We start from the raw sequence: 12,601 nt of genomic DNA on the forward strand, positions 1-12,601 counted from the left end.
TAACTTCACCTTTCACTTTCAATCATATCGTTACCTTCATCGATACTGATACCAAATGCATGTTCCACATCTATGAGTTCTAACTCTCCATCGTTTTTAAGTACTTCTAACTCTTCTTCGTCAATATGATAATCTTCTCTTTCTACTATTACTTTTTCTATTAACTCTGTCAAATCATCAACCATAATTGCAGAATTTGTTTCTGGATTTGGTAACCATTGTTTGATTGCAGCTAATTGCTTTGATTCTTTATCAATACGATATGTAATAATTAAAAAATAAGAATTAATATCTCTATTACTGCCTTCTTTTATATTAAATAATATACTATCTGCAGTCATTTGATGCCTAATTTTAAAATCTTCTCCAACAGTATCAAAATTAATGCCACTATTCTTAGCTATAAGTCCCTCTAGGTAGTTTTTACTTTTTTGATTCTTATCAGCAACTAAACTCTTCCCTACGCTTACATTTTTTTCATCAAAGTAATCTTCATTTTTCAATATAAACATGATATTATTTTTCTCTTCATCTTTATTAAATATAAACTTTAAATACTTCCATGATGGTCCAGCATTTTCTTTAATATACTTAACAAAATTTTCCAAATGCTTAGCAACTTGATTTTCAATATGATTAGATTTGGTGTACACATAGGCATCACTAATCACCATACGTTTCTTGACTTCATTTCTCTCATTAACATAGTCCTTATATCCCGCGATAATTCCTTTAACAATAGATTCTCTTACTTCTTGTTTAATTGTTTCCAAATTAATCACTTCCTAATATTAAGTTATATAAAATATAAGCCTTTTTTTGTAAAATCAACATTTTTCTTAAAGTATATTGGTTTTTAAGAGTGATTAGTTTAAACAAAAACAAAAACTTACCCGATTAAAATCAAGTAAGTTTTACATATATCCGTCACTTTTCAACTTTAAAATCAACAACTTGCGGGATGCGCATCAAATTATTATTTGATAAAAAATCAATAAGTAATTGTGCGCCTTCAACTTGAATATCTTTTACAACTGGCGCGTCGATATACATATCATACTGACCACCGCCAACTGCACGATAATTATTTACACAAATTGTATATGTCTGCTTTAAATCAACTGCGTGACCTTGAATCATCATATTGCTCACACGTTGTCCCTTTGGCCTTCCAACATGAATGTTATAACTTACGCCACCATATATATCATAATTAAAGTGTTGGGGTTTGGGTTCAAGGAAGTCTGCGCTCACACTTACTTCATCATTTTTCACGTCAAAATATTCTGCTGATCGTTCAATGGCTTCTTTAAGTTTGGCACCACTTACAGCTAAAACTTTAAATGTATTTGGAAATGGGTAATTGTTAATAACATCTCGCATCGTCACGACTTGCTTGAAACCACTAGCAGAATCAAACAAAGCTGTACAGGCAACATCTGCACCACTTTTTTCTAATAAAGCGTAATTCATAAAATTAGTAAAAGGATGCGGTGCCACACGTGCCTCAAATGCATGATTAATCGTCATATCATATGGCAATGTAGTAATTTCGTAATCTAACCAGTCCTCTAACTGCTTTCGTAAATGTTGGTCATCTTCATCAATAGTAAATGTGGAATCATCTATAACAGGAAGTAATTCACATGATTCAACGGATACATTTTCATATTCATCAGTACTCAAGACAACTTTGCCTACAGTTGTACCTCTCGTACCAGGTTGAATCACAGCCGTTTGCTTAAATCTTTCAGCAATTTGTCGATGTTGGTGACCCGTAATAAAGATATCTATATCTTTAGAAAATGCTTCTAACATGGCATATCCTTCATTTTCACCCGTTAACACTTCGGTCGGCATACCACTTTCTAAATCCTTTTCAAATCCACCATGGTAACAAACCACAATGATATCTGCATGTCGCTTCATTTCAGGCAAGTGTTGTTGAAGTGTTTCAAAAGCACTATGAAACGTAAGTGACTGAATATGCTCTGGTTGTTCCCAATGGGGAATAAATTGTGTCGTTAAACCTATCACACCAACCGTTTGATCTCCAACCTGAAAATACTGCACACCGTTATCAGTCAATGTACTATCATTTTCATAAATATTAGCGCACAAAACTGGATAATTGAGTCTGCGTAAAGTGTCTTTTAAGTATGGTAATCCATAATTAAATTCATGATTACCAAGCGTACCAAAGTCGAATGCCATTCGATTATAAAAATCAACTAAAGGCTGGCTACTGCCGCTATGCGCGATTAAGTAATTACAAAATGGTGACCCTTGCAAAAAATCACCATTATCTATTTTAAAACTTTGGTCATACTGCCTTCTGTCTTGTTCTATAACATGATTCGCTAGTAACAATCCCATAGGTTGATATTGGTTTCTACTCGTAAAATCTGTTGGGAAAATATAACCATGTACGTCACTCATGACATAAAATGCTATATTTGACATCCTCACTCACTCCTTCAATCACAAACATCTTTCTTATTTCTATTATATATTTATTTGAAGTCTGTTGTAATCAAGGTTTTGTCACCGAGTTTTAAACGGATCTTTGAACCTTCCATACTTTCAAGTACTTTAGCATTGACCTTAATTGTGGCATTTCCGTTTTCATCTGCTTTAACTGTTGGCAAAGTACTGTAACCTGGCGGGTTATAATCGTTATCTTTACTTGAAAATTGTCCGATTTGACGTCCGCCTTCTTTGTAAATACCAACTCTAAGATTTTCAAGTGTTTGATTTGCTTCAAATCCTTTTAAATGTATTGTCACTTCAAATGGCTCATTTACAGAAACATTTTGCGGGATATCAAATGATACTTTTTCGGTCTGATTTGGTGGCGTATGATCATCTGGTGTGTTTGGCTGAGGATCCGTGCCTTTTTCACTGCCATAACTACCTGCTTTAAATGTTGTTGGGTCATACCATTTATAACCACTCGGCGGTTGTGACCATGGCTCTTTTTCAGGCTCAGTTGAAAGCTCTGGTCGTTCAAAATCAAGCAACTTAGTCTTTGTATCTAATGTTAGGCCACTCGCCTTAAGTGATTTCCCATCATTATCTTTAGACATCCAAGCCGTTATATTATTTAATAGCTTACCGTTGTCTTGTTCTTTAAAACCATCATATGTTTTCTTCTTTTCTCCATTATCTTCTCTTACATATTTGGGCGAACTATCTTCCACAAGTGATGAATCACCGATAAATGCTGCTTTACCTTTTCCAACTTTAGAAATTGCTACATAGGGACCTTCTGCTTTACCGCCCCCATTATAAATACCTTGATCTACAGCATGTGACCATTTACTTTTCGCTGGCAATTGTTCTGGTGTATACACAATACCTTTTGCTTTCTCTGGATTAGTAATTGCTAATGTCGATCCGGCATGCATAGATACAGATTTCACACCTTCAGTAATACCGAAACTTTCTTTTGAAGAAACAATATTGCTCGTATTTAAATCACCTAGTGCATTATATCGAAAACGTACGCCAAAGTTTGTAGATAACCAATCTGAACTTTTCACACCTTGCATTGCAGTAGAACTTTTTTCTTCTGCATTCATACCTTTCGACATATCTTCATACGCTCCACGTCGATAACCATTCATTGCCTCTGATGAATCAATACGATTTAAATTTCGGTCAGCATTGTAATGATCTGAAATAAAGACAACATTTCCCCCTTGTTTCACATAGTTAACAATTGCTGCCTGTTCTGATTCTTTGAAAGGAATGTTAGCCTCAGGAATTACAAATATTTTGGAACTTTTCAAACTTGCTTCTGTTATGTTCGAATGACCATCAATAGCTTTAACGTCATAACCTTGTTTTTGTATTGAATCCGCATAATCTGAAAATGCACCATCACTAACCCAATCTGCAGCACCAGCTGTTTGACCATGAGAACGATCGAATAATACCGTTCGCTGTTGCTTTGTAGGTTGCGATTCATGCGTTATAGCTAAAGATTGCGGTAAAGCACTTAATGATACCGTTGCAACAATTGCAGAGACAGTTAATGACTTATATATTTTTTTCATTTTGTGAGGCTCCTTTTAAAATAAATTTATTCTTGAATTATAGGATAAATATATGTTTGGAATGGACAATTTAACGAAAAATTTACAAAATCTTATCAAACTCTTAAAGAAAGTTATTAAAATTCATTTTTATAAAATACTTTTTCGTATTTAAATGTGGTACGCTATAAGTGTAATTTCATTGCATACATATTACACGATTAAGAATGTGAAGGGGACAGTTATCAAATGAAAAAATTTAAGTGTTTATTTGTATTAATGTTAGCAGTCATTGTTTTTGCGGCAGCATGTGGAAATTCAAGTTCTTTAGATAATCAAAAGAACGCTAGTAATGATTCGGATTCTAAATCAGGAGGATACAAACCTAAAGAATTAACAGTACAATTTGTACCTTCGCAAAATGCTGGAACATTAGAGGCTAAAGCAAAACCATTAGAAAAATTACTATCTAAAGAATTAGGGATTCCAGTTAAAGTGTCTGTATCAACTAACTACAATACAATTGTTGAAGCTATGAAGTCTAAAAAAGTTGATGTTGGTTTCTTACCACCAACGGCATACACATTAGCACATGATCAAAAAGCAGCTGATTTATTATTACAAGCACAACGTTTTGGTGTAAAAGAAGATGGTTCAGCAAGTAAAGAACTTGTAGATAGTTATAAATCAGAAATTCTTGTTAAAAAAGACTCAAAAATTAAAAGCTTGAAAGATTTAAAAGGTAAGAAAATTGCCTTACAAGATGTAACATCAACTGCTGGATATACATTCCCACTTGCGATGTTAAAAAACGAAGCAGGTATTAATGCAACTAAAGATATGAAAATTGTGAATGTTAAAGGTCATGACCAAGCAGTTATCTCATTATTAAATGGAGATGTAGATGCTGCAGCTGTATTTAACGATGCACGTAATACTGTGAAAAAAGACCAACCAAATGTATATAAAGACACACGAATTTTAAAATTAACACAAGCTATTCCGAATGACACAATTTCTGTAAGACCAGATATGGATAAAGATTTCCAAGAGAAATTGAAAAAAGCTTTTATAGACATTGCTAAATCAAAAGAAGGTCACAAAATTATTAGCGAAGTTTATTCACATGAAGGATACACAGAAACGAAAGATTCAAATTTCGACATTGTAAGAGAGTACGAAAAATTAGTTAAAGATATGAAATAATCATTATTTAACCAATGAATCATTATCGAATTTGGTATTAAAAGCTTTCGATCAATAGATATATTCTAGATTAATATTGAAAAGCTAGGCGCTAAACTGAAACAGATATAGAAAGGTGTCGCTGTACATTTGAAATCATTTGTACACAGAAACCCAATGTCTATGATATTTCAGTTTACCTTGGCTTTTCTTTATTAAAGAAAGGTGTCAAACATGAGTCAAATCGAATTTAAAAACGTCAGTAAAGTCTATCCTAACGGTCATGTAGGCTTGAAAAATATTAACTTAAATATTGAAAAAGGTGAATTTGCAGTCATTGTCGGACTATCTGGTGCTGGGAAATCCACGTTATTAAGATCTGTAAATCGTTTGCATGATATCACGTCAGGTGAAATTTTCATCCAAGGTAAATCAATCACTAAAGCCCATGGTAAAGCATTATTAGAAATGCGCCGAAATATAGGTATGATTTTCCAACATTTTAATTTAGTTAAACGGTCAAGTGTATTACGAAATGTACTAAGTGGACGTGTAGGTTATCACCCTACTTGGAAAATGGTATTAGGTTTATTTCCAAAAGAAGACAAAATTAAAGCAATGGATGCACTAGAACGGGTCAACATCTTAGATAAATATAATCAACGCTCTGATGAATTATCAGGTGGCCAACAACAACGTATATCTATTGCACGTGCGCTATGCCAAGAATCCGAAATTATTCTTGCAGATGAACCAGTTGCTTCATTAGACCCATTAACAACGAAACAGGTTATGGATGATTTAAGAAAAATCAACCAAGAATTAGGCATTACAATTTTAATTAATTTACATTTTGTTGACTTAGCAAAAGAATATGGCACACGCATCATTGGTTTACGTGATGGTGAGGTTGTCTATGATGGTCCTGCATCTGAAGCAACAGATGACGTATTTAGTGAAATATATGGACGTACAATTAAAGAAGATGAAAAGCTAGGAGTGAACTAACATGCCTTTAGAAATACCTACAAAGTATGACTCCCTTTTAAAGAAAAAGGTTTCTTTAAAAACGAGTTTTACCTTCATGTTAATCATTGTGCTTATCATTTGGAGCTTCATTTATACGGGGTTTAATTTTGGAGATTTAATGATAGGAATACCTCAAATAGGTGATCTATTCAAACAAATGATTCCACCTGATTTCGAGTATTTACAACAAATTACAACGCCAATGTTAGATACCATTCGAATGGCTATCGTAAGTACAGTATTAGGTAGCATCGTTTCAATACCAATTGCGTTATTATGTGCTAGCAATATCGTTCATCAAAAGTGGATTTCAATACCCTCGCGTTTTATTTTAAATATAGTTCGTACTATACCGGATTTGCTATTAGCAGCAATCTTTGTGGCTGTATTTGGAATCGGTCAAATTCCAGGGATATTAGCATTGTTTATTTTAACTATCTGTATTATTGGAAAATTATTATATGAATCATTGGAAACGATAGATCCAGGTCCAATGGAAGCAATGACGGCTGTTGGCGCTAATAAAATAAAATGGATTGTTTTCGGTGTTGTACCACAAGCCATATCGTCATTTATGTCATACGTATTATATGCATTTGAAGTAAATATACGTGCTTCAGCTGTTCTTGGATTAGTCGGCGCTGGCGGTATTGGATTGTTTTATGATCAAACACTTGGTTTATTTCAATATCCAAAAACAGCAACGATTATTTTATTTACTTTAGTTATCGTCGTCGTCATTGATTACATCAGTACGAAAGTGAGGGCACATCTCGCATGACACAGGAAATAGCAAAATATAATGTTCACACAAAAGCACACAAACGAAAATTGATTAAAAGATGGCTTATTGCAATTGTCGTCTTAGCTATTATCATCTGGGCATTTGCAGGTGTACCAAGTTTAGAACTTAAAAGTAAATCATTAGAAATCTTAAAATCCATATTCAGCGGATTATTCCATCCTGATATCAGCTATATCTATATACCAGATGGCGAAGACTTATTACGTGGTTTACTTGAAACCTTTGCGATAGCCGTTGTAGGTACTTTCATCGCCGCAATTATCTGTATTCCATTAGCATTTCTAGGTGCAAATAATATGGTAAAGCTACGCCCAGTTTCAGGTGTTAGCAAATTTATTTTAAGTGTTATACGTGTCTTCCCAGAAATTGTAATGGCACTTATATTTATCAAAGCTGTTGGCCCAGGTTCATTTTCAGGTGTATTAGCTTTAGGTATCCATTCCGTAGGTATGCTTGGGAAACTTTTAGCTGAAGATATTGAAGGTCTAGATTTCAGTGCTGTAGAATCATTAAAGGCCAGTGGTGCGAATAAGATTAAAACACTCGTATTTGCAGTCATACCACAAATTATGCCTGCCTTTCTATCACTCATACTTTATCGCTTTGAACTAAACTTACGTTCAGCTTCTATACTAGGGCTAATTGGAGCTGGTGGTATCGGGACACCACTCATATTTGCCATTCAAACACGTTCTTGGGACCGTGTAGGTATTATATTAATCGGTTTAGTACTAATGGTCGCAATTGTCGATTTAATTTCCGGTTCAATCCGAAAACGTATTGTTTAACATTGAATCAAGATACTCCTAAATAAGAGGTATTACCGTCTTACGTTTCTCTATTATATTAAAACAGCAGTGAAGAAAACTATTATTATAGTTAACTTCACTGCTATTTTTATAATATCTACTAATCATAAAATTTTAGTTTTCTTGTTGATTTTATAGACTTGTTTTAATTAGGTATCTATCTGATAAAACAAAGATTTACAGATAGATAATTTTCTTCTTGCGAGTAATTATTGTTTATCTTATAAGACTTATTTAAGAAATTAACTATACTTGAATATTGTAATAAAGCAAATAAAAATTAAATATAATACAGATTTATATCAACAAAACAATAAATAAAGAAATAAATATGTTCAACAAAACATTACATTTACATTTTATTAAATTAATGTATAATACAAGTGTAAAATCCAAAAAATCATGACAAAGGGAGGGAAGGTTAATGAATAAAATCAACAAAATTTTATTGCCTTTTTTCATTTTAGTATTAACCATTAGTGTTACAACTTTACCAATTAGTCAAACAAGAATAGCAAATGCTCAAAATTCAAACCTTCCGAGTAAAGAAGAAATTAACAAAACAGCGTCTATAATAAAGTTCATATATGAAGAAGCATCTACAAAAGATGGGAATGGCAATATAATAGATATTGATGTTCAAAAAATAGAAAAAAAATATCATAATTCAAAAGAACTTGAATCCTTGAAAGAAGAAATCAACACAATTAAATCCACTTTAACACCTAGATCTTTTAGCGATAAAAAATTCATGAGTTGCATTAAAAGTGCGGTGGCCGACCAATTTGGCGTCGGTGTTGTAAAATCTATTATGGAAGGCGGGTTTTATACATATATGAAAAAGAAAGCATATAAAGAAGCTGCGAAGTTAATATTAAAGTTTGCTATAGGTTCTAATATCGTAGGACTTTCAGCTTTTGTAGCATATTATGGTGGTAAATGTGCCGCTCATGCAAATAGTTAAAATAACTTGAGAGGATGTTCCTATGAATTTAACAAAATCCATTTTTATTCTAGTTTATTTAATAAGCCCTATTTCGTATCTAATAATATACAGTATTTTTACTTTAATAAGAAAAAACGATATTCTTATATCTATATACCAAATATTACCAATGTTGGCTATATATTATTTAGTCGCTAGTGTAATAGCTTCAATTTTTTTTGAAAAAATCATTAAAAAGATTCAAGATGTCAATGAAAAAGAGTAAATCTAAATTGTTTTTAGGCTTAGAAACTAAAACATAGTTGGCATCATGGCGCAATTATTTTAAAAAAATTATGCTCTCGAGATTCTTACTAAAGCAAGGTCTAAAGCATTATGTTCAAAATATCCAGCCATAGCAAAGTTATAAAGGACAAAGTAAAACAGCAGAATCTGGGACATAAATCAATGTCCTAGTCACTGCTGTTTTTATTATATCTAAATTTATTCTATTTCAATTCCTTTAAATAACTTTTACCGAACTCTGGTAATGTTACGTTGAAATTATCTGCTATAGTTGCACCGATAGAACTGAATGTAGTATCACTTTCTAGTGCATGACCACCTTTAAATTTCGGACTGTACATAATTACTGGGATATATTCTCTCGTATGGTCCGTACCTGGCGCTGTCGGGTCATTACCATGGTCTGCTGTAATAATTACTAAATCGTCTTCTTTTAAGTTGCTAAACAGTTCTGGCAAGCGATCATCGAAATCTTTAATTGCTTGTGCATAACCCGGTTTATCACGACGATGACCGTATAATGCATCAAAGTCTACTAAGTTTAAGAAGCTAATACCTGTGAAATCTTTCTTAACAATTTTCATCAATTGATCCATACCGTCCATGTTACTCTTCGTACGAACCGCTTCTGTTACACCTTCACCATCATAAATGTCATTAATTTTACCGATGGCAATGACATCATAACCACCGTCTTTCAAATGATCTAAGACAGTTTTACCAAATGGTTTTAACGCATAGTCATGTCGATTAGATGTACGTGTAAAGTTTCCTGGTTCACCAACATATGGACGTGCGATAATACGACCAATTAAATATTTAGGGTCTTTTGTCAGCTCACGAACCTTTTCACAAATATCATATAACTCTTCTAATGGGATAATGTCTTCATGTGCAGCAATTTGCAATACTGGGTCTGCACTTGTATAAACAATTAAGTCACCAGTTTTCATTTGGTGCTCGCCCCACTCATCGATAATTTGCGTACCCGATGCCGGTTTGTTAGCAACAACTTTACGACCTGTCATTTCTTCAATTTGTTGAATTAACTCTTCAGGGAATCCATTAGGGTATACTTTAAAAGGTTGCATAATATTTAATCCCATAATTTCCCAGTGACCAGTCATTGTATCTTTACCAACTGAAGCTTCACTCAATTTAGTATAGTATGCTTCTGGTTGTTCAACTGCATTTACTACTGGTAATTTATCGATGTTCCCTAGACCTAACTTTTCAAGGTTTGGTAAAGTTTGATCGAAGCCTTCTAAGGTATGTCTTAAAGTATGTGAACCTTCATCTTTAAAATCAGCTGCGTCTGGCGCTTCACCAATACCTACTGAATCCATTACGATTAAATGTACACGATTAAATGGTCTTGTCATAGCTATCACTCCCAAATTTTATATATATTAGTAATCTGAATCTGCTTCTAAACCTTGCATAATTTGAACGCCTGCACTCGCACCAATACGTGTCGCACCTGCTTCAACCATTTTATTGAAATCTTCTAAATTACGTACGCCACCTGATGCTTTTACTTCTACATCAGCACCTACTGTATCTTTCATTAATTTAACGTCTTCTGCAGTCGCACCGCCACCTGCAAAACCTGTTGAAGTTTTAACGAAGTCCGCACCAGCCGCTTTTGTTAATTCACTCGCTTTTACGATTTCGTCATGGTTCAACAATACCGTCTCAATAATCACTTTTACTGTGTGACCTTTCGCAGCTTTAACCACTGCTTCAATGTCTTGTTGTACATCATCAAAACGTCCATCTTTTAATGCGCCGATGTTGATGACCATGTCAATTTCATCTGCACCATTTTGAATTGCATCTTCTGTTTCAAATGCTTTCGTTGCAGTTGTCGACGCACCTAATGGGAATCCTATTACCGTACAAACTAGCACCTCTGAATCAGCTAGTCGCTCTGCTGCATATTTTACATGCGTTGGATTCACACATACAGATTTAAAATTGTATGCTTTCGCTTCATCGATGATTTGATCGATTTGCGTACGTGTTGACTCAGGCTTCAATAAAGTGTGATCTATATATTTCTCAAATTTCATACTTACTACTCCTCGTGTTATATAATCTCTTTATTTAATTTTACTATAAATACGAATATATCTCGCGAATTTATATCTATTTATTTTTCAGATTGTGTCCAACGATTTAAGATGACGAATAAAACTAATCCGACAATACTCATTAAACCTAAAATAATTAAAATAATACCGAAATGTGAACTTAATGCATCATTGCCTGGGAAATTTAATGCTTTAAAATCGATTAGAGCCGCAGCAATCGCAATACCTACAGATACTGCCACATTAATAATTAAATTATAAAAACCAATAGCCACACCTGTCATATTAAGATCTATTGTTTTAATGGCTTCGTTAAGTAAAGGTGCATACATTAAAGCAAAGCTACCTGCAAAGAATATCATAGAAATGACGAAGATTGAAATGTGATTACCTACTGCAAATGCAGGTAAAATCAAGCTCAGTGCGATTAAAATAATTGCTGTGATAATCGCTTGTTTTGAATTAAGATATTCGCCGATTTTACCACTAAGTGCACCAACGATGACTGCTACAATATAACCCGGTACTAATAACAGTGATGTTGTGTCTAGTTGAAGATGATAAATTTGTTCCATTATGAATGGGAACGTAAAAATATAACCCAATTGGATGGCATACATTACAAATACTATAAATAAAAATGAAGCATAACGTTTATTTTGGAAAAATGATTTGTTTACTAATGGACGTTGAGCATTTTTAATATATAGCGCAAAAACGATAATCGCAATTAAGGCACCAATCATATATAACCAATTAAAGTTCGTAATAAACAGCATGACTGTTGTAGCAATAGTTGCCACTAGAATTAAGCCAACAAAATCTAAATGGGCTTTATTTGTATTATTTTCTTTTGGTAATAATTTAAATAGGAATGGCAACGTAAATACTACGATTAATGCAATTAAAAACATATTTGTCCAGTGTAAATACGTAGAAATAAATCCACCTGATAATGTACCGATAACTAATGACAAGGAATAACTGCTCGTACTTAAGCCAAGGTAAGTCTTCTGGTCCTCTTTAGAAAGATACTTTGCAACATATATCACATATAATGTCTCTGCAGCAGCTAAACCTGCAGTTTGAATAATACGTCCAACTAAAAGTAATGCGAATTGATGTTGGAAAATGTAACCAATAATTGATCCGATAATGATTAATATCACGCCATAAATAAATAGTGTGCGTATACTAATGGCATCTGATAAAGAAGCGTATACTACAGCACCAATACCAATAACTAATCCAGCTAATGTCGCTTGCCAACTTACTGTTGTTACAGAGATATTTAAGTCATCAGCAATGGCTACAGAAATCAATTTGAATGAGTTGTCTATAACCAAACTGAATACAAATAAGAATAATAAAATAGGTACTGCTTTCTTTATTTTAGAATATTCAACATTCAT

At 33.4% G+C, this 12,601-nt stretch carries 11 protein-coding genes; 5 read left to right on the forward strand and 6 right to left on the reverse strand.

Translation table 11 applies throughout. The features are described 5' to 3' along the window. Window positions 1-5: 5 nt before the first annotated feature. From IDG45_RS03410 to IDG45_RS03420, 3 genes are all read right to left on the reverse strand, one after another. Window positions 6-773, reverse strand: coding sequence for a spr1630 family ClpXP-sensitive toxin (locus IDG45_RS03410; protein ID WP_000447783.1), 768 nt, complete (start codon window positions 771-773; stop codon window positions 6-8). Window positions 774-927: 154 nt separating this feature from the next. After that, window positions 928-2,463 (reverse strand): bifunctional metallophosphatase/5'-nucleotidase, encoded by a 1,536-nt coding sequence (locus IDG45_RS03415; RefSeq protein WP_111063697.1) that lies wholly within the window; start codon window positions 2,461-2,463, stop codon window positions 928-930. A 50-nt stretch (window positions 2,464-2,513) separates the two neighbouring features. Then, window positions 2,514-4,058 carry a hypothetical protein gene (locus IDG45_RS03420; RefSeq protein WP_000725602.1) on the reverse strand — a complete coding sequence of 515 codons (1,545 nt, stop codon included), beginning with the start codon at window positions 4,056-4,058 and terminating at the stop codon, window positions 2,514-2,516. 228 nt (window positions 4,059-4,286) lie between these two features. Here IDG45_RS03420 and IDG45_RS03425 point away from each other — a divergent pair, with 228 nt between their 5' ends. The 5 genes from IDG45_RS03425 (at window position 4,287) to IDG45_RS03445 (ending at window position 8,829) form a co-directional block, all read left to right on the forward strand. Beyond that, window positions 4,287-5,243 carry a phosphate/phosphite/phosphonate ABC transporter substrate-binding protein gene (locus tag IDG45_RS03425; RefSeq protein WP_000713599.1) on the forward strand — a complete coding sequence of 319 codons (957 nt, stop codon included), beginning with the start codon at window positions 4,287-4,289 and terminating at the stop codon, window positions 5,241-5,243. Window positions 5,244-5,456: 213 nt separating this feature from the next. After that, window positions 5,457-6,230 carry a phosphonate ABC transporter ATP-binding protein gene (gene phnC, locus IDG45_RS03430; protein ID WP_000078092.1) on the forward strand — a complete coding sequence of 258 codons (774 nt, stop codon included), beginning with the start codon at window positions 5,457-5,459 and terminating at the stop codon, window positions 6,228-6,230. 1 nt (window position 6,231) lies between these two features. Next, window positions 6,232-7,032: a phosphonate ABC transporter, permease protein PhnE gene (gene phnE, locus IDG45_RS03435; RefSeq protein WP_001127689.1), complete on the forward strand. Its 801-nt coding sequence runs from the start codon at window positions 6,232-6,234 to the stop codon at window positions 7,030-7,032. Beyond that, window positions 7,029-7,844, forward strand: a complete 816-nt coding sequence (phnE, locus tag IDG45_RS03440; protein WP_000191092.1) for a phosphonate ABC transporter, permease protein PhnE — start codon at window positions 7,029-7,031, stop codon at window positions 7,842-7,844. The genes phnE (IDG45_RS03435) and phnE (IDG45_RS03440) overlap by 4 nt, the downstream gene beginning before the upstream one ends. A gap of 445 nt (window positions 7,845-8,289) precedes the next feature. After that, window positions 8,290-8,829, forward strand: coding sequence for a hypothetical protein (locus tag IDG45_RS03445; protein ID WP_031927700.1), 540 nt, complete (start codon window positions 8,290-8,292; stop codon window positions 8,827-8,829). 470 nt (window positions 8,830-9,299) lie between these two features. On the opposite strand, the gene deoB is transcribed toward IDG45_RS03445, so the two are convergent. The 3 genes from deoB to tet(38) form a co-directional block, all read right to left on the reverse strand. Beyond that, window positions 9,300-10,478: a phosphopentomutase gene (deoB, locus tag IDG45_RS03450; RefSeq protein WP_000197806.1), complete on the reverse strand. Its 1,179-nt coding sequence runs from the start codon at window positions 10,476-10,478 to the stop codon at window positions 9,300-9,302. Window positions 10,479-10,505: 27 nt separating this feature from the next. Continuing rightward, window positions 10,506-11,168, reverse strand: a complete 663-nt coding sequence (deoC, locus tag IDG45_RS03455; RefSeq protein WP_000667277.1) for a deoxyribose-phosphate aldolase — start codon at window positions 11,166-11,168, stop codon at window positions 10,506-10,508. An 80-nt stretch (window positions 11,169-11,248) separates the two neighbouring features. Beyond that, window positions 11,249-12,601 (reverse strand): tetracycline efflux MFS transporter Tet(38), encoded by a 1,353-nt coding sequence (gene tet(38) / locus IDG45_RS03460; protein ID WP_001100293.1) that lies wholly within the window; start codon window positions 12,599-12,601, stop codon window positions 11,249-11,251.

Origin of the sequence: Staphylococcus sp. EG-SA-10 (genome assembly GCF_017151945.1) — a bacterium.
GTDB classification, from domain to species: Bacteria; Bacillota; Bacilli; order Staphylococcales; family Staphylococcaceae; genus Staphylococcus; species Staphylococcus aureus.

What these genes read in the sequence shown, in the direction of transcription:
- IDG45_RS03415 (WP_111063697.1), bottom strand. Translation starts at nt 2,463, where the DNA reads ATGTCAAATATAGCATTTTATGTCATGAGTGACGTACATGGTTATATT.
- IDG45_RS03420 (WP_000725602.1), bottom strand. Translation starts at nt 4,058, where the DNA reads ATGAAAAAAATATATAAGTCATTAACTGTCTCTGCAATTGTTGCAACG.
- IDG45_RS03425 (WP_000713599.1), top strand. Translation starts at nt 4,287, where the DNA reads ATGAAAAAATTTAAGTGTTTATTTGTATTAATGTTAGCAGTCATTGTT.
- phnC (WP_000078092.1), top strand. Translation starts at nt 5,457, where the DNA reads ATGAGTCAAATCGAATTTAAAAACGTCAGTAAAGTCTATCCTAACGGT.
- phnE (WP_001127689.1), top strand. Translation starts at nt 6,232, where the DNA reads ATGCCTTTAGAAATACCTACAAAGTATGACTCCCTTTTAAAGAAAAAG.
- phnE (WP_000191092.1), top strand. Translation starts at nt 7,029, where the DNA reads ATGACACAGGAAATAGCAAAATATAATGTTCACACAAAAGCACACAAA.
- IDG45_RS03445 (WP_031927700.1), top strand. Translation starts at nt 8,290, where the DNA reads ATGAATAAAATCAACAAAATTTTATTGCCTTTTTTCATTTTAGTATTA.
- deoB (WP_000197806.1), bottom strand. Translation starts at nt 10,478, where the DNA reads ATGACAAGACCATTTAATCGTGTACATTTAATCGTAATGGATTCAGTA.
- deoC (WP_000667277.1), bottom strand. Translation starts at nt 11,168, where the DNA reads ATGAAATTTGAGAAATATATAGATCACACTTTATTGAAGCCTGAGTCA.